Origin of the sequence: Mucilaginibacter sp. (genome assembly GCF_028288225.1) — a bacterium.
Lineage (GTDB): Bacteria > Bacteroidota > Bacteroidia > Sphingobacteriales > Sphingobacteriaceae > Mucilaginibacter.
On record NZ_JAQBOC010000025.1, the window covers coordinates 1 to 18,639 of the forward strand.

The window sequence follows — 18,639 nt, forward strand, 5'->3', positions numbered from 1 at the left end:
CAGCAGGCGAGAAACTTATACGACATGATCGTGGCAAACCCGGAAGAGGCCATTTCCTTGAAAGTAATGCTGGATCAAGCTTATCGGGATGCAGCGTACCATTATCAATTGGAAGAGACCGCTTTTAAAGTGACGGAGACACAACTAATGGGCGCGCAAGCCACATTAAATAACGCGCAGCTCAAATTAAGGTCATTGCAATCGGGTTTGGCTGCTGCCAATGCCGCGGCTTTAGCCGGCTAATTGTTCCTGGAATATTGGAATAAGAAAGCCATTAAACATTACAATTCACATTAGGACATTAAAGCTTCATACCTTTTTACTTGGCAAACTTATTGTCATTTGAAGATAATACCTGCGGTGGGTTATTCTTTATTGTTTCTCTTACAATGTCCAAAATCCCCTTAAGGTGTTCTAACCGGCTCCCTTTATCCCCGCTGAAAAGGATAATCTTGCGATTATCCTTTTTTTGTGAACTAAGCAGTATGCAAATGCTGTTATTTATTCTCGTGTATCCTTTTCTGCTAACCCACTCATAATTTTTAAAGATCCATTGCATTGTTTTTGTAACAATTTAATAATGTTTTAAAATAAAACATCTGATGTTTAACCTAAACATCGTATGTTTGTATTGTCAAATAATTTAAGGTTATAAAGATGTCAGAAAAATTGAGTGACCAGGTTGCAAATAAGATAAGGCACGATATTGATCAGAATAAATATATCTCGGGTAAAAAAATACCTGCTGAACCTGAATTGATGAAACTTTATGGCGTAGGCCGCTCAACAATTAGAGAGGCCATCAAAACACTTGCTATGACCGGAATTTTAAAGGTGCAGCAGGGCTCGGGCACTTTTGTAAATGGCGGAATAGAACACGAAACAATTGATCAAAGGTTACGGCGGGGGGATTTTGATGAGGTCAATGCTGTAAGAAAATTATTGGAAGACGAAACGGTTAGACTGGCCACGAAAAACCACACCGAGAGCAATTTGGAAGAGATGAAACAATGCCTTGAAAATAGAAGAATGGCTATACGTACCGAGCAACGGCAGGCTTGTGTTGATGCTGACATCGCCTTTCATATAGCCATTGCCAGGGCGTCTTCAAACAATGCGCTCGCCGATCTATATCAAGGCTTTACTGGTATTATACGAGATTTCTTCTCCAAAAGAGAAGTTCGTGGAGTTGGCCATTTTGCAATGAGCCATCATTTACACGAACAATTACTGGAAGCAATCAAGAACAAAAAAGAAAAACTGGCACAGCAGGTGCTTGATAAAATTATAGCGAATAATTACTAAATGCATTTTCTTATTTAAAGGCAAATAAAAATTGAAAAAGGCACTACATACCGCATTGAAGCTGTTGCTGATCCTAACCATCTTTTTGGGACTGCAGGGACGGGTTTTGGTGCGTTATGCAGAGATCTTTCATAAAAATCATAAAACTGAACTGGTTCATTCCCGAACTACTAATGTAAAAGCGGTCATTGTTCACTGTAAACTACAATGTTATACACAGCATTTTCAGGTGCAGGATGTCCCGCTTGTAGCATTTGTACTTTCTTTTATAACAGTAACATTAATTCTCAATCTACTCTATATATCCTTTAAGGAAAAACTCTCTTTAGCATATCAAATTCGGTTGCTGCCTCTCAGGGCACCCCCGGTTTTTTAATCAACTGCACATATTCATTATGTGCTTTTAATCTCCATGTCCGGCCCTGCCGGATCACCATAAAATTTAAAAATGTGCCCTGGTAAGGGCATTGAATTAAACATTTAATCTTTTCATCATGAAAACGACGAAAAAGCTGGTCATAACCGGCATTCTATCGGCTATTTCTTTGGGCCTGGTATGCTTTTCTGCACAAGCCCAACAAACAGATAGCGTTTTAACGCTGCAAAACGCGATCAATATTGCACTGTCTAAACAACAAATAATAAAAGCTAAAGATAATTATGCAAAAGCATCAGCCGAAGCTATAACCGGCGCCAAAAGGGATGGTCTGCCTGATTTTATTTTATCAGCTCAGCAGTCATATGGAACTATAAACGGTTTAAATGGAACAGCTTCCGGACTACCCGGGTTAACAACCATAACAGCAGGGCCAATTGCCGCTAAACAAAACTGGAATGCCGCTTTCGGCGCATTCTATTCTTCGAATATCGACTGGAATATCTTTTCATTTGGTCTCCAAAAAGCACATGTAGCCGAAGCCAAAGGTATTTATAACATGGACACGGCAGATCTTGAACAGGAGAAATTTCAGCAGCAGGTTAGAGTTGCCGGCGCTTATTTAAACTTGTTGGCGGCACAACGCCTGCACTATTCTATGGATGTCAATCTGTCGCGTGTTTCCCAACTCAGAGATGTGATCCTGGTTAGAGCGGTAAACGGTTTAAATCCCGGTGTTGACAGTACTATTGCCAATGCCGAACTTTCTAAAGCACGCATAGCAGTTACAGATGCCATTAATTATGAGCAGAGCCAGGCAGCTAACCTGTCAATACAATTGGGAGTTAATAATCAATCATTTTCTTTAGATAGTTCTTATATCAGCCAATTACCCGCCAGGTTGCCGGGACAACCCATTAATAATATCACCAATCATCCTGAATTGAATTTTTTATCAGCAAGGGTAAAAAGCAGCGAACTATCAGCCAAATTTATTTCTAAAACAAGCATGCCCAGGGTATCATTTTTTGGAGTGTTGCAAGACAGGGGATCAGGTTTTGGAACAGGTTATAACCCTAATGATCCGGGCAGCTATAATCGCAGTTACTTAAATGGTATTGATCCAATCAGGGGGAATTACCTTGTTGGGGTAGGTGTCGCGTGGAACCTCACCGATCTTGGCAGGGTAGCCTCACGGGTTAAGAGCCAGCATTATAACTCTGACGCGCTAACCAATGAATATAATTACCTGGAAAACAATCTCAATAATCAGTTGAAAGAAAGTAATAAGCAACTGACCAATGCTATGCAAAAATACCGCGAAGCACCAATTCAGTTAAAGGCGGCCAGCGATGCCTATCAACAGAAGAAGACTTTATATAGTAACGGCCTTGCAACTATCGTTGATGTTACCCAAACCCTGTACAATTTAAACAGGGCAGAAACAGACAAGGATATTGCCACTACTGCCGTTTGGCAGTCGCTGCTTTATATGGCTGCATCGTCGGGCAATTTCAATTTATTCATTAACCAATTTTAAAACAATAGTCATGAACCTGATTCAATTTTCATTGCGAAAACCAATAACGATTATCGTTTTAATCATTGGTGTAGTACTGATGGGCATCATCGCCGTCACGGAAATCAATATTGATATTTTTCCTAATCTGAATTTGCCTACGATCTATGTTTCGCAGCCTTATGGGGGAATGTCACCACAGCAAATGGAGGGATTTGTATCTACCAATTACCAAAACCTTTATTTATATGTGAGTGGCATCAAATCCATTGAGACAAACAATATAGAAGGTTTGAGCGTGTTAAAGCTCAGCTTTTATGATGGCACGAATATGGCACAGGCCGCGGCTGAGGTCACCTCGCTCACCAACCGTGCATTTGCAGAAATGCCGCCCGGAACGCCACCACCAATTATTATCCGTTTTGATGCCTCTACCTTACCGGTTGGCCAGTTAACTATCAGTAGCTCTAAACGCACCAACAATGAGCTGCAGGACTTAGCCAGCCTCTACGTAAGGCCCAATTTTTCAAAGATATCCGGGCTAACTTCTCCGCCTCCTATTGGGGGTAACGTACGTACAGTTCTGGTTAAAGTAGACCCCGACCTGATGCGCAGTCATAATGTAACACCCGATCAAGTAACTGCTGCGATAAAGGATAATAACCGCATATCTCCTGCCGGTACAGTTAATATAGGCCATACGGCTTATCTTACTCCTTCAAACACTGTACTCCAGCAGATAAAAGATTTTGAAAACATACCATTAATATACCAGAATGGCGCTACCATATATCTTAAAGATGTAGCAAAGGTAGAAGACGGAGCTGATATTACTACCGGCTTTGCCTATATCAATGGTAAGCGATCAATTTATATCCCCGTTATTAAAGGCTCAAGCGCCTCCACATGGTCTGTGGTTCAGGGTTTGAAACAGGCTATTCCATCTATGCAAAGCCTGTTGCCGCCTGATGTTTCTTTAAAGTTTGAGTTTGATGAATCGGTTTATGTAATTAACGCGGTAAAAAGCCTTGTAAGTGAAGGGGTTACAGGAGCCATCCTGGCCGGATTAATGGTGCTGATCTTTTTAAGGGATCGCCGGAGCGCTTTTATTGTCATCGTTAACATACCCCTTTCTGTGATCGTCGGCACCTTAGTATTGAAACTTTTTGGGCAGACACTTAATATCATGACATTAAGTGGCCTGGCATTAGCCATTGGCATTTTGGTGGATGAATCTACCGTTACAATTGAAAACATACACCGGCATATGGAAATGGGTAAAAATAAGGCCCGTGCCATTGCAGATGCCTGTGAAGAGATAGCTTTGCCAAAACTGCTTATTCTGTTAAGTATTTTGGCGGTTTTTGCTCCGGCATTTTTCATGACCGGCGTGCCTCAGGGTATGTTCCTGCCGCTATCTATGGCTGTAGGGTTCTCTATGATCGCGGCGTTCCTGTTATCACAAACACTCGTTCCGATATTGTCAAACTGGATATTAAAAGTTCCGGAACATGAACATGCATTACCGGAAAAAGAGCATAAGACAACACGATTTGACCATTTTAAAGCGCGCTGTATACAAATGATACAATGGCTGATGAAGCGAAGCCGGGTAAGCGTTGGACTTTACGCTGTTATTTCAATTTTCATTATTGGTTTATGCGTATCAACTATCGGAAAAGATATCCTGCCTAAATTAAACAGCGGGCAGTTCCAGGTGCGTATACGGGCACCCGAAGGTTCCAGGCTTGAACAAACAGAACAAACGATGCTGCAGGCGCAACAGGTAATGTATAATACCGTGGGGCAAAAAAATGTAGAGATCATTTCGGCCTTTGCCGGGCAGCATCCCTCATCATTTCCAACCTTACCGGTCATCCTGTTTATGAGCGCCTCTAATGAAATTGTGATGCAGGTTAACCTCAGTGCAGATTATAAAGTGAATATACGGGATGTGAAGGAAAACCTGCGCATTGCCCTGCATAAAGCGATGCCTGATGTGAAATTATCGTTTGAGCCAATAGATCTGACGAGTAAAATCATGAGTCAAGGGTCTTCAACGCCTGTAGAAATTGCGGTGATGGGTAAGAATATTAACCAGGATAAGCAATATGCAGATTCGCTGATCACACAATTGCAGCAGATACCCTTCTTGAGGGATGTTCAGCTAAAGGAACAGTTAAATAGCCCCGCGATCCATATTAATATTGATCGCGATAAGGTGAAGCAAATGGGCCTGATGATGACTGATGTTAGTAATTGTGTTACTGAAGCTACTTCGTCCAGCCGTTTTACAGATAAGAATTTATGGCTGGATGAAAAAAACGCAACATCTTATGACGTGCAAGTGGAAGTACCGCAAACGAGCGTAGGCAGTTTATCTGACCTTGCAGGAATACCTATTTTTAAAGACAGGTCAAGACCCGTTCTTGGAGATGTATGCACACTGACGCTGGGGCCTGTTGTTGGGGAATATGACCGTAAAGGACCGGTAAGGTTTCTTTCCATCGTTGCTAACGTATATAACAAAGATCTCGGTTCTGTTTCCACTGCTGTAAATAAAGTATTAAAAAACACGGGCAAGCCGCCGAGGGGTGTTTCTGTTGAGGCCAGGGGGTTAACCATTTTGCTGGACCAGACGCTTAGCAGCCTTCAATTCGGTTTAGTGATCACCATTGTTATCCTGATGCTGATGTTGTCCGCAAATTACCAGTCTTTTCCGTTAGGCTTTACGGTCATCACTACAATTCCGGGTGTTTTGGTAGGTTCATTACTAATCTTACTGGCAACCGGTTCAAGCCTTAACCTGCAATCCTATATGGGTATTATTATGTCTGTGGGCGTTTCTGTCTCTAACGCCATTTTATTGGTCACTAATGCCGAGCATATCAGGCTATCGGGTAAAAGCGCTATGGAATCGGCCGTTGAAGCTGTAGAACTTAGGCTAAGACCTATATTGATGACAACCATTGCCATGATAGCGGGTATGATCCCGATGGCTTCTGGTTTGGGAGAAGCTGGCGATCAAACCGCGCCGCTGGGCCGGGCAGTGATAGGGGGGCTGATCTTATCAACCTTTGTATCCTTATTTATTCTTCCGGTTATTTTTTACCTGATCAGACGCAATTCCCCTGTTCATCCGGTTTCATTAGATCCCGATGATAAACACAGTATTTTTTACGATCCTAAAATTCAATTATCAGAAAATCAAAAATAGAAATCATGAAATCATATCATTTTATAATATGCCTGCTGATCATCGGTTTGCTGGCATCTTGCCAAAGTAAACAGCAGTCAACAACAGTACCCGTTCAAAGCAGCATCAAGGCGTTTACGCTCAAAGAGGGCACCCTGAATACAACAATGAGTATTCCGGGGGTACTCCAACCTTATCAAACGGTTGACCTATATGCCAAAGTAAATGGCTTTATAAAAACGATGATAGTTGATATAGGTAGCCAGGTACACCGCGGGCAACTATTAATGACGCTTGATGCCCCCGAAATGACAGCTGCACTTACCCAGACCCAGGAGGACCTGCACACTAAAGAAGCTATTTACAGGGGCAGCAAAGCTAATTATGACCGCTTGCTAAAAACAAGTAAAACCCCGGGAACCATATCACCGAATGACCTGGATATGGCCCATGCTAAAATGAGTGCCGACAGCTCGGCATTGCTTGCCGCGAGATCGGCATACCAGCTATCGGCAGATTTGAAAAACTACCTGGAAGTAAGGGCACCGTTTGATGGTGTGATCAGTTCGCGTAATGTTTACCCCGGCGCTTACGTAACCCCATCAGATAAAAATTCCAATAAACCAATGCTTACTCTGCAGGAACAAGCCAAACTACGCTTGGTAGTTGATGTGCCGGAGGCCGCAACAAGATATTTTTCGAATAAGGATACCGTTCATTTCACGGTCAAGACCTTGCCCGGGAAACAATTTGTAGCGGTAGTTAATCGTATGGCCGGCAGTTTGAACAACGAATTGCGGTCTGAACAGATGCAAATGGATATACCCAATAGAAACAAGGAACTGCTGCCAGGTATGTTCGCCCAGGTAACATTACGGTTAATCAATACCCAAAAAACCTTTGTAGTACCCCAGAGCGCTGTCACCGGAAACTCCCAGCGCATATTTGTGATCCGGGTGGTAAATAATAAGGCCCAATGGGTAGATGTGAAAAAAGGCCGCGAAACTACGGATAGCCTGGAGGTTTATGGAGCTTTAACAAATGGCAGTGTTCTTCTTAAAAACGCTACCGACGAGATTAAGGATAATGCACCTGTAAAGATCAATTGAAAAATGGAACTCAATTCTTAATTATTAATAAAAATGTCAAATATTATTCGCAACCAATTGGAGAAACGGGACCTGAAAAAAGCGTATATACTGGCATTCTTTTGCCTGATAGCAATTATGTGCATCAGCCATCTGTTACCAGGTAAAATAAAGGTTGATGTTTTATATGTGTGTTGTGTATTGTTAGTTGTTGGGCAACCTATAAAGAGAATTATTTTCTCTTTATAGGTTGCCTTATACTTGTTACGCATCTCACCTTGAACAGAACGCTCCCGCTCTCCTGGGTTGCCTTTGTTAATACGGGTATTTCGATAATTGCTGCGCTTATAACTTCTTATGTTGCCAATAAGATACTAAGCAAAAATAAGCTGCTTGAACACCGTGTGGCCGAAAAGACGAAAAATCTTTCAGAGATAAATAGCACATTGGAAGAATCTCAATCCCAGCTACGCACCATATTCAATACCACCGATATTACCTTTTTGCTGCTGGATAGCGATTTGCAAATATTAACTTACAATGCAATCGCTAATCATTGGTCAGAACAAAGCCAGCCCGATGCTGGAAATAATTTTTTGATTATACTACCTTACAATTTATAGGATAACGCTAAAGCAATGTTAACAACAACTTAAAATAATGAGGAGATGACACCACAAAAAAAACAAAACCTCGTACGACGCTTTACTGTATCAAGGTAATGTTATGTTTTGTGCCGAACTGGCGGCCTCACTACCAAAGGCAATATTATTGAGACAGCCATAACTATCGCAATTATATGTAGTCCGCTCGTATATGCTCCGCTGGATTGACGCATATGGGCAATTAGTAATGGCCCGAAGGCACTTGCAAATCCCCAGGCTGTTAATATAAGTCCGTAAATAGAACCCAGATTGGTCGATCCAAAGTAATCTGCTACAAATGCAGGCATCGTTCCGAAACCACCGCCATAGCACATTAATATAAGGAAGGCAAAGATAGTAACGCTTGTTACGGAATGAAGGCCAGGCAGGATCCAAAACAAACCGATCTGTACAATAAACATTATGGTAAAAGTTGCCCGCCGGCCCAGCAGGTCAGAGGTCCAGGCCCAGAAGACACGACCCAATGCATTCCCGATACTTACAATGCCAATCATACCGGCAGCTACAATTGCGGTTGCTTTTACCAGTTCCTGAAACATAGGGGCTTCCTGAGAAATAATTGTAATGCCTGCTGAAGTATTCAGGAAAAGCAGTAACCACAAACTCCACCATTGCCAGGTCTTCAATGCTCTTCCAAGCGTAAAGTCTCCGGCATGCTCCTTCACTAACTGCTTTTTATTGTTCTTTAAGCCCTGCGGTTGCCAATCCTCGGGTGGGTTCTGCATGAAATAGCCCGATAAAACGGAAACTAACAGGTAAGCTATACCAAGAAATTCAAAAGTTTGCAGCACACCTACGCTTTGTATCAGTCGCGTAGCGATCGGAGCTGTTATGAGTGCCCCGGCTCCAAAACCACCTACAGCAACGCCTGTCATTAAACCGCGATGGTCTGGAAACCACTTTACCAGAACGGAGATCGGTACGATGTATGACAATCCAAGCCCGGTTCCGCCAATAAGGCCGTAGGTCATATAGAGCCACCATAGCCCGTGGTAAGAATAGCTCGCCAAAAAGACCCCGCCGCCATACAGCAAGCCACCAGTTAGGGCGACTACGCGGGGACCAACTTTTTTCAACCAGAGGCCCCCGAAGAATGACGCAAAGCCTAACGACATGATCGCAATAGTAAAGGCAAGGGTGACCTGGGAGATTGACCAGTGAAACTGCTTTGCAAGCGGAATCCGAAATACACTCCAGGCGTACACAGCGCCCAATGCCATCTGTAACAAGACACCGGCAACAGCAATCCACCAACGTTTAGATTTTTTCATTGTTTTTTTTAATAATTATTGGGTGCCTCAGGGTGCCTGGCTTATTCTTCGCAAAATGCCGACATGAAAACTCTTTCTGTTTTAATTCAACCAGAAATCATTATTAAGCCAATAGCCAACAAACTACACAGAGCCCCAATTAGAACACATCTTAATGATTTTTGTGTTATATCGTTATCCATCTTTTATTTCATTCTGCTTAATCAAAATTAAATTTAAAGACACGCATACAAAAAAGCCCCTTAAGCTAATGACTTAAGGGGCTCTACTTTTAAAATTATTTTATTAGTGGGAATATAACTGATTAAATAGCAATTTAAACGTGCCATGTGATTGGCCCCTAAAAGTTATCTCGGGCCCGAAAGCGTACAGCTTTCCTGAACCTACGGGTGCAGTAAATGCAGCAACACCATCTTTCAAGTAAGCTTGTCCCCATGCCCAACCACTTCGCAAGGGTTTATCATTTGGAAACCATGCGATAGGTACAACGCCCTTAGCTGCAGCATCGGCATCTAACTTAAATACCGGGCTATTTTCAAAGTTAATATCAGCTTGTTTGGTCATACCCCAGGCAGCCGGTTGATCCGGATCAATATCTACACGCAGTATACTTCCCGGAATATAATATTTTGTTCCCGGCAATGGCACTTCTTCATTTTTGTCATTTTTTTCAACAATGGCATTATGAACAGGAACTCCCAGATGATAAGCTAAATTGGTACTTGTACCTATGGTAACTACAGACCCTCCTGCTTCTAAAAACGCCTTGATCTGCGGAATAGATTTATCTGCTGTAACTCTTCCTACCCATGAACTGAATTTTTCAGGTATAGAATCCACCGATCTTAACTGGCGGCCACCGGCTCCACCTCTGCGGCCAAATCCCATATCTTTAGGAGGAATAGCACCCGTAACAAAAATCAATACATCATATTTTTTCTTCAGGTCGCCGGCATCAAGTTCCTTAGGATAAATTACACTACAGTCATAATGATATTGTTCCATTAACCAGCGTATCCAGCCCGACGGAATTGATCCTCCATAAGTATCCCAAAGCCCAATACGCAGTGATGAAATTTTTATCGCATCAGAAGGAAGCTGATCAGCAGCAGTTGCCTTAACACCATAAGTTGCAGCATCTTTTTCTAATATTGATTTTGCTTTTTCTCCGGCCGAAACAAAAAAGGTACCGTTTTCTAACTTGCCTTTTGGCAAACGATAAACTTCAACCCCCGCTTTAAGCAAATCATTAACAATTATAAATGAGTTATTTACTTCTGAACTTAATAAATAGCCATTTTTAGCATTTGCAGCAATACCCTGTTTTGCCGGTGACTGAATTTCTCCATAAGGAATACGTTGAAATGGCCCGGTAAATGCATCCAGTATCCTATCAAATTGTACACCCATTTGATAAGCTAAGGTCCAGCCTGCCGCGTCATAAGGTTTAATAGGGGGGCCACCCGGATAAAGAAAATCATTGGGGTAATCTTGCGGCTCAAACATATCTAACACATGGGGACGAAATGCCTGGTCTGTTTTAACGATATAAGAACCTGCCGGGTATTGTTTTCCTTCAACAGTAAAATCAGCAGTAGATTTTTGTATTTGGATACCTGATTTAATAAGCGCGTTAATAAATTTAACCGCAGTAGGAAAATCAGGTTGGTTTGCAGAAAGAATATAGCCTCTCGGATCGCGTAACTCAGGATTTTTTAATACCGCGTCGTAATATTTTATCGGGATATTGGGGCCTCTTGCTCTGCCACCGGCAGCTTCGTCAGATACATCTTCACCTGCAGCGATGGTTTTACCTTCGCCTTTTTGATAAGCTTGTGTAATCGCATCAGAACGTTTAGGCGACAGTGTCCATGTATCTTTACTACCACGCTGGATAGAGTTTTTACCCATGCGGTAAATATTGAAAAGAACCTCATCATGCTGACGGGCAGCGTAATCAAGCACCGAATAGTTAAGCGATACCGAGTAATCTATAGATTGACGGAAATGCCATTCGCTTTGCGGTAAAATTGGATTTGGTGTTGCACCATTCGGAATAAGGCGCTGTGGAACAACCGGAATGCTTTGCGGTGTAGGGCCGCCAATAATTTCGGTTAATAAACCTATCATGTTATGAAATTGGGTGGTTGTACGTAAACCGCCATTATACCAGGTAGAAAAAGTAGAACCGGTAAAGCGTGTAAATCCCGGCTTATTTTCTAAATTAAGGCGGCTATACATGGCAGCACCAAGTGCATCAATTCCGGTAATCATTAATGGATCAAATACATAATTAAAAGGGTCACGATATGGTGGCCCGGCAAGCACAGAACCGGTAGGGCCTGCCTGGTGATGGTTATACATAATTTGCGGAAACCATTCCAGGAACAGCTGTTTGCTCATATTAGTACTTTCCTTAGTATTGGTCATGTAAAAATCGCGGTTGTTATCATGCCCGATATATTTCTCATATAACCTTGGGATATTAAGGTTGCGTTTTTTAGGATCAGTTTCCTGCATGTACCAATTAGAAACAAGGTCCATTCCATCCGGATTGGCGTAGGTCAATAAAATAACTACATTATTTAATATGCGCATAGTTTCCGGATCTGTACGGCTTACCAACTGATACATTGTTTCTGTTAACTGCTGTGCACCAACAACTTCTGTTGCATGTAAACCACCGTCAATCCAAACAATGGCCTTACCTTTAGCAGCCAAAGCCAAAGCTTGCTGATCTGTAAGGCCCTCGGCATGTGCCAATTTTTGCGAAATAGTTTTATACTGCTCCAGATTTTTAATGTTCTCTGGAGAAGAAACGACAAGCGTATATTGATGCCGGCCCTCTTCAGTGAAGCCGATATCAATCAATTTAGCTCTATTTGATGTAGCAAGCTTTTTTTCATATGCCAGGGCTTGGGTATAATTTGCAAGCTTATAATCATCCCCTATATTAAAGCCAAAAAAACTCTTTGGCGAGGGCACTGTTTGCGCCATCGAAACAGAAACACATAGCCATAACACTATACTGAATGCGTAACAATTTTTAATTTTCATAAAATAAATTTTTTATAATAGTTTTCATAAAATATGTTTAATAATGCAACTATGGTATTTTTACCTAATTACCTATAGTATTTTGATAATTAACACCGTAAAACCTCCTTAATTACCGGCGAATTATATATGCTCCGTTTCATAGTTTAATTGATTGTTATAAATAACTGCCTGGTAAAAGAATTATAGGTGATATAACTTTTTTACCAGGTAGTTTATAGCTATTTATTTAGTAGCATATAACTGATTAAATAATAATCGGAAGGTACTTTGAGCTTGACCGCGGAAGGTAATTTCAGGACCAAAAGCGTATAATTTACCAGTGCCAACAGGTGCTACAAAAGCAGCAACGCCATTTTTTAAATAAGCCTGTCCCCATGCCCAGCCACTGTGCAACGGCTTATCTGTATCAAACCAGGCAAGGCTTTTTACACCCTTTGCCGCTGCATCATCATCTAATTTAAATACCGGGCTCAGGTCAAAATCAATGTCATTTTCGGCAGGCATACCATAGTTTGCCGGATCTGTGGTATTAAATTTAGCACTTAATATACTACCGGGAATATAAAATTTGGTTCCCGGAAGAGGGCGCATTTTACCATTCGTTCCTTTTTCAACCAGGGCATTATGAACAGGTAACCCTAAATGGTAAGCCAAATTTGTACTGGTTCCTATAGTTACAATAGTTCCACCTGCTTCCATGAATTTTTTAAGTTCAGGAATAGATTTATCAGCTGTTATTTTTCCAAGCATCGGACGAAATTCTGCAGGTATAGAATCGGCCTTAGGTTGTCGGTCAGGGAATCTGGAGGTTTCTCTTCCAACCGGAGGAATGGCGCCTGTAACAAAAATTAAAACATCATATTTTTTACGGAGATCGCCAGCATCAATAGTTTGCGGATAAATCATCTCGAAATTATAATGATATTGCTCCATTAACCAGCGCACCCAGCCAGCCGGAATTGATCCGCCATAGTTGTTCCATATAGCAATACGTGTAGGCAAAACTTTAACAGCACCGGCAGGCGCTTTAGCTACCGTAGCAATTTTAAGGCCCAGGTCGGCTGATGCTTTTTCAAGTACTGTTTTTGATTGAGCTGTTGCAGGAACATAGAAGGTACCAGGTCCATCACCAGGTATGCTGCTTACACCAGCAGGTAAACGGTAAACACTAACACCGGCTTTTAATAAATCATTAACTGCAATAAAAGCGTTGTTTATAGAAGGGCTTATTACATATCCTGCTTTAGCTACAGATGGAATACTAAGTTTAGGCGGAGACTGAATAGTTCCATAAGGTATCTTTTCAAAAGGCCCTTCAAAACTTTCCATTATACGATCGAATTTAACGCCCATTTGGAAAGCAAGGGTCCAACCGGCCGCGTCATAAGGTTTGATTGGAGGGCCGCCAGGATAAAGAAAATCATTCGGATGATCCTGCGGTTCAAACATATCCATTACATGCGGACGAAATGCCTGATCGTTTTTAACAATGTATGATCCTGCAAGATATTTCTTCCCTGCTACGGTGAAATCCGCGGTAGCTTTTTGTATCTGTATACCGGATAATATCAGGGCATTAATAAATTTAACTACAGTTGGAAAATCAGCTTGATCAGCAGGAAGTATATACCCGCGTGCATCCCGGTTAACCGGATTTTTTAACACCTGATCATAATACTTAGCCGGAATATCACCCTCTCGTCCAAAAGCAAATTCACCAGACATATTGTTTGTACTATCTTTTCCGGTTACCTTTTTCTCCTTTGTATATGCAGTTTTTATAGAGTCGATAAATTTGGGATAAAATGTCCAATGATCATCACTTGCACGCGCTATAGAATTTTTGCCCATCTTATAAATATTGTAAAGCAATTCAGAGCGATACCTGGCAGCATAATCAAGCACAGCATAGTTTAAAGACACCGAATAATCTATAGATTGGCGAAAGTGCCATGTTTGAGGTATAACCGGATTTGGTGTAGCACCATTTGGAATTAGGCGCTCGGGCACTAAAGCTATTTTTTGAGGTGTAGGATTTCCTACAATTTCAGTAAGTAAACCAACCATATTATGAAAATATGGTGTTGTACGTAAGCCACCATTCCACCAGGTAGAAAACTGAGAACCAGCGCGTTGCGTATAACCGGGCTTTCCTTCTACGTTAAGCCGGTTATTCATGGCTGCGCCAACGGCATCAATGCTGGTAACAACCAAAGGATCGAACACATAATTAAACGGATCGCGATAAGGCGGCCCTGCAAGAATAGAACCCGCGGGACCTGACTGATGATGATTATACATAATTTGAGGGATCCATTCTACAAACAGCTGGCGACTGATGTTCTGGCTTTCCTTCATGTTCATCATATAAAAATCCCGATTATTATCGTGGCCTATATATTTTTGAAACAACCTTGGAATATCCATCTTTCGGTTTTTAGGATCAGCTTCCCGCATGTACCAGTTGGAAAGAAGCTCCATCCCATCCGGATTGGCATGAGTTAACAGAATGATATCATTTTTTAAAATGTTCATTGTTTCCTCGTCATTACGGCTTACCAGTTGCCACATGGTTTCAATCAGCTGATGTGCGCCAACTACTTCGTTTGCATGCAATCCGCCATCAATCCACACCACTGCTTTTCCTTCGGTAGCCATGCTTTTAGCTTGCGCATCTGTCAGATCAGCGGCATGTGCCAGTTTTTGAGATATTTCTTTATAACGATCCAGGTTTTTTAAATTTTCCGGGGAAGAAACGATAAGCATATATTGATGCCTGCCTTCTTCGGTCAAACCAATATCCACCAACCGGGCACGGTCAGAGGCAGCCAGCTTTTTAAAATAAGCTTCGGTTTGCGTGTAAGTTGCCAGCTTATAATCATCCCCTATATTAAAGCCAAAGTGCTCTTTTGGGGAAGGGACTGTTTGTGCTCCTGCTATTATCGAATAAAACAGCAGCGGCAAAACAAGTAATCTGTTAATTTTTCTTCTCATAACTATTTGTTTATTAATTTATTTAATATATCTAATACTTTAAGCAGATGCATAATCTAATCTATCTGCTTAAAAAATCAATTTGCTATTCCTGCTTCGGTTACTAACAGCAATAGCGCACGTTGGGTAGCCAGATAGCCTTTATCATCTAACCACCATTCGTTTAAAGCATGGGCACCACCCGATTTTCCTCCGCTACCAAGCGTAACTGCCGGAACACCTTTTGAAAATGGGATGTTTGAATTTGTTGACCCCACACCTAACTCCGGTTCTGCATGTACAAAACTTGTGGCAGCAATTGCCCGCTGTATAAATGGCAAATTCGGATCTTCTAAACCGGACGGGCGATCTCCGATCAATTTTATATCAACTGTAAGAGGTGGGCCCAGGTGTTTCATCCGGTTCTCTTCCTGTAATCCTTTTTGAACGGCATCCTGAAGCAGCTTGTCAATTCCGGCTAGGCGTTCAGGGCTTTCTGATCTCATATCTACTTCCATCCATGATTCAAAAGGAATTGAATTTACAGATGTGCCGCCACCTATAACGCCTACGTTATAAGTAACCCGCACACCTTTTTCAAACGCAAATTTATCAGCATCTAAAACCCAATAATGTATGGCACGAGCCAAAGCATTATGTGGATTGGCCAAACCAAATGCGCCTGAAGAATGCCCCCCCAGGCCTTTAAAAGTAATCTTATAGCGGTGCGAGCCCAAGCCACGATGTACAATCCTGTTTATATCGGTACCATCTATAGCTATATAAGAGTCAATTTTACCTGGGCCCTTATCGCTAAAAAGGTTTTTAACACCGCGCAAATCACCCTGCCCTTCTTCGCCTACCGCACCAACAAATAATATATCGGCATCAGTTTCTATACCGCCTTTTTTAACAGCTTTAAGTACAGTGAGCACAATTGCCAGTCCCCGGGTATCATCAGCAATTCCGGGTGCGCATAAAGTATCGCCCTTACTTTTAACCCTAACATCGGTTCCTTCCGGAAAAACGGTATCCATGTGGCCCTCAAGTACAACTGTTCTTTTACCTAAACGGCCTTTTCGCTTAGCTATCACATTCCCCACATTATCAATCCATACAGAATCAGCGCCGGCGGCTTTCATTAATTCAGCATATTTTTTTGCCCGAACCATTTCCTTATAAGGCGGAGCTGGTATTTGGGTAAGCAAAACATGGTCCTGTAAAGTTTGCGGCTGCAAATCAACAATGGTTTGAAATGCTTTTTTTATACTTTCTTTATTACCGATAATGCTAACCTCGCGGCTGTATTTTTTATCTGCAATAGCCAGCTTTTTCGTTTCCGGAACATCTTCCTGGGCATATAGCTCCTGTTGCATGCCTATCATTAATAAAATCAAGGCCAACCTTATCCACTTTCTTTCAAAAAATTTCATATCTATCATTTTTATTGGCTCTTGAATCTTGCTCCTACCCTGCAATCGCCAGGTTCGCCACGCGCTTCGTCGCAAACATTATTAAAATACGAAACTATTCGCCTGCCGTCTGTTAAGTTCAGTATAAACTTAAATTGAAAATAATCATTTACTGAAACTGAACTTAAAACCACTCCGGTTATAGTTGCTAACTGCGCTGCTGTAAAGGTGTAAGTTTTAGGAAATTGGGTAGCCGTATCATAAAGCTTATCTGCCGACCCCACCAGACATGGAAGCGGAAACTGTGCAATGTTTGGGTACTGGTTTCCGGGATAAGATATTACTATGGGGTAAGCCGGAACACTTGCCTCTGCCTTATTAAAGCTGGAGTAAACCTCAATGGATTTCACCGGCGCTGATAAGCCATTAAAATCAGTCCAGTTTAAAGTATAAGAAAACTCTTGATTGGCAACAGCAGGATCTTTCAAATTAAAGAAAACTACCTTGCCTGCCTGCCGTGTTGGCAATGCCGATTTTGTGGTGTCAATAGTAACAAGTGGAACGGCTGTATAAGTATAGTTCTGCCATTCGTAATTAACCTTTTTACAGCCAACCATCCCTAATAAAGCAAATGATAAGACCAGTATGTATTTTTTCATAACTAATTTTTTATGTTATAATATTTCATTTATAGCTAATATGTTGGTGTTAGTCATCCGGTTATTTATCCCAAAAAACAGGAGTGATTTGCTGTGCAACTTGAAGCTGATTTCCATTTGTGGCAAAAAAGGTATTTGCAGACAATTCTGTTTGAGAATAATAAAGCCGGAGCGGAAATACGTTAAGCGGTGATAAAAGCGGACGTAAAACCGGTAAACCTGTTCGTCTGTAATCATTGTATTCTTCTATACCATTGCCATAACCAGCAATATATTTTTGTGTCATTACCAGATTTAACTTTCCGGCAGCATCTGTCGCGTCATATTGTGCAAGTAACCTGTTTACATAACCTGTTATTGTTGCGGCAGGTATTACACTACCGCCGTTTGCAGCTGCATAAGTGCTTACACTGCTTAGATTAGCAGTAACCGCATCACTAAAGCTTTGTCTGGCGTCATCTCCTGTATTTAATGTTAAAGCAGCTTCGGCTCTAATAAACTTAACCATAGCATAGGTAATTAATGGCGTAATACCTGCACCTGTGCCGTCTGTAATTGCTACTACCTTTGTTGAACCGGTAGCGCCGGTATTTGTAAGGTAAAGGTTGGTTACCGGTAAGTTATTTATTGGAGCATTGTCATACAAGCCGCCTGCCGGATAAATACCAAAAGTTGACCGGCGGGCCTGATCAGCAGGTGCTGCTGTACCATCACCGGGATTACGGCCATAATAACCATTACCGTTGCTTGAATTATTTAAGCCTACTGTAGCATTTTGTCTGAAGATAAAATATCTCAAACGAGGATCATCAAGACCAAACATTAAATCTATGAACGACTGGCTTTGATAGAAACTTTTACCAGACGTGTATTCTGACTTATGCCATGGATGGCGATTGCTTGGGTTTATAGCCGAACCATATTTAAAGGTAAAATCAACAGAATTACTATTAATTAATGGACCTGCAATTAAAGTTTTAATTGCCGCAGTTGATCTTGCGGGGTCAACCAAACGGATCTGGTTATACATTTTTAACTTTAATGAGTTAGCCATAGCGATCCATGAAGCTTTAGTACCTGCATAGAATACATCCGAGCTATTTGGAACCAAAGTG

Annotated in this window: 13 protein-coding genes; 7 read left to right on the forward strand and 6 right to left on the reverse strand. The window is 41.6% G+C overall.

The annotated features are described in order from the left end of the window. From JWQ54_RS07700 to JWQ54_RS07730, 7 genes are all read left to right on the forward strand, one after another. The coding region (locus JWQ54_RS07700) for a hypothetical protein (protein WP_299582585.1) at positions 1-243 on the forward strand (243 nt) is incomplete at its 5' end. Between the two features lie 414 nt (positions 244-657). Further along, a complete protein-coding gene (locus tag JWQ54_RS07705) occupies positions 658-1,305 on the forward strand; it encodes a FadR/GntR family transcriptional regulator (protein ID WP_299582588.1) in 648 nt (215 codons plus the stop codon). 494 nt (positions 1,306-1,799) lie between these two features. Further along, positions 1,800-3,221 (forward strand): TolC family protein, encoded by a 1,422-nt coding sequence (locus tag JWQ54_RS07710; protein WP_299582591.1) that lies wholly within the window; start codon positions 1,800-1,802, stop codon positions 3,219-3,221. Positions 3,222-3,231: 10 nt separating this feature from the next. Beyond that, a complete protein-coding gene (locus JWQ54_RS07715; RefSeq protein WP_299582594.1) occupies positions 3,232-6,417 on the forward strand; it encodes an efflux RND transporter permease subunit in 3,186 nt (1,061 codons plus the stop codon). Between the two features lie 5 nt (positions 6,418-6,422). Beyond that, a complete protein-coding gene (locus JWQ54_RS07720) occupies positions 6,423-7,505 on the forward strand; it encodes an efflux RND transporter periplasmic adaptor subunit (RefSeq protein ID WP_299582597.1) in 1,083 nt (360 codons plus the stop codon). Positions 7,506-7,538: 33 nt separating this feature from the next. Beyond that, positions 7,539-7,733: a hypothetical protein gene (locus JWQ54_RS07725; protein WP_299582600.1), complete on the forward strand. Its 195-nt coding sequence runs from the start codon at positions 7,539-7,541 to the stop codon at positions 7,731-7,733. A gap of 29 nt (positions 7,734-7,762) precedes the next feature. After that, the gene (locus JWQ54_RS07730) at positions 7,763-8,107 is read left to right on the forward strand and encodes a hypothetical protein (RefSeq protein WP_299582603.1); all 345 of its coding nucleotides are present in this window, start codon (positions 7,763-7,765) and stop codon (positions 8,105-8,107) included. A 101-nt stretch (positions 8,108-8,208) separates the two neighbouring features. Here the strand turns inward: JWQ54_RS07730 and JWQ54_RS07735 are convergent, their stop codons facing one another. From JWQ54_RS07735 to JWQ54_RS07760, 6 genes are all read right to left on the reverse strand, one after another. After that, positions 8,209-9,420: an OFA family MFS transporter gene (locus JWQ54_RS07735; RefSeq protein ID WP_299582606.1), complete on the reverse strand. Its 1,212-nt coding sequence runs from the start codon at positions 9,418-9,420 to the stop codon at positions 8,209-8,211. A gap of 285 nt (positions 9,421-9,705) precedes the next feature. Continuing rightward, positions 9,706-12,477 carry a M14 metallopeptidase family protein gene (locus JWQ54_RS07740; RefSeq protein WP_299582609.1) on the reverse strand — a complete coding sequence of 924 codons (2,772 nt, stop codon included), beginning with the start codon at positions 12,475-12,477 and terminating at the stop codon, positions 9,706-9,708. 225 nt (positions 12,478-12,702) lie between these two features. Further along, complete coding sequence (locus JWQ54_RS07745) at positions 12,703-15,474, reverse strand: M14 family metallopeptidase (protein WP_299582612.1); 2,772 nt, start codon at positions 15,472-15,474, stop codon at positions 12,703-12,705. 77 nt (positions 15,475-15,551) lie between these two features. Then, positions 15,552-16,886, reverse strand: a complete 1,335-nt coding sequence (locus tag JWQ54_RS07750) for a M20/M25/M40 family metallo-hydrolase (RefSeq protein WP_299582615.1) — start codon at positions 16,884-16,886, stop codon at positions 15,552-15,554. Between the two features lie 11 nt (positions 16,887-16,897). Beyond that, the gene (locus JWQ54_RS07755; RefSeq protein WP_299582618.1) at positions 16,898-17,524 is read right to left on the reverse strand and encodes a hypothetical protein; all 627 of its coding nucleotides are present in this window, start codon (positions 17,522-17,524) and stop codon (positions 16,898-16,900) included. A gap of 61 nt (positions 17,525-17,585) precedes the next feature. Next, positions 17,586-18,639: SusD/RagB family nutrient-binding outer membrane lipoprotein (locus tag JWQ54_RS07760; RefSeq protein ID WP_299582621.1), on the reverse strand; the 1,054-nt coding region annotated here is incomplete at its 5' end.

What these genes read in the sequence shown, in the direction of transcription:
- JWQ54_RS07705 (WP_299582588.1), top strand. Translation starts at nt 658, where the DNA reads ATGTCAGAAAAATTGAGTGACCAGGTTGCAAATAAGATAAGGCACGAT.
- JWQ54_RS07710 (WP_299582591.1), top strand. Translation starts at nt 1,800, where the DNA reads ATGAAAACGACGAAAAAGCTGGTCATAACCGGCATTCTATCGGCTATT.
- JWQ54_RS07715 (WP_299582594.1), top strand. Translation starts at nt 3,232, where the DNA reads ATGAACCTGATTCAATTTTCATTGCGAAAACCAATAACGATTATCGTT.
- JWQ54_RS07720 (WP_299582597.1), top strand. Translation starts at nt 6,423, where the DNA reads ATGAAATCATATCATTTTATAATATGCCTGCTGATCATCGGTTTGCTG.
- JWQ54_RS07725 (WP_299582600.1), top strand. Translation starts at nt 7,539, where the DNA reads ATGTCAAATATTATTCGCAACCAATTGGAGAAACGGGACCTGAAAAAA.
- JWQ54_RS07735 (WP_299582606.1), bottom strand. Translation starts at nt 9,420, where the DNA reads ATGAAAAAATCTAAACGTTGGTGGATTGCTGTTGCCGGTGTCTTGTTA.
- JWQ54_RS07740 (WP_299582609.1), bottom strand. Translation starts at nt 12,477, where the DNA reads ATGAAAATTAAAAATTGTTACGCATTCAGTATAGTGTTATGGCTATGT.
- JWQ54_RS07745 (WP_299582612.1), bottom strand. Translation starts at nt 15,474, where the DNA reads ATGAGAAGAAAAATTAACAGATTACTTGTTTTGCCGCTGCTGTTTTAT.
- JWQ54_RS07750 (WP_299582615.1), bottom strand. Translation starts at nt 16,886, where the DNA reads ATGAAATTTTTTGAAAGAAAGTGGATAAGGTTGGCCTTGATTTTATTA.
- JWQ54_RS07755 (WP_299582618.1), bottom strand. Translation starts at nt 17,524, where the DNA reads ATGAAAAAATACATACTGGTCTTATCATTTGCTTTATTAGGGATGGTT.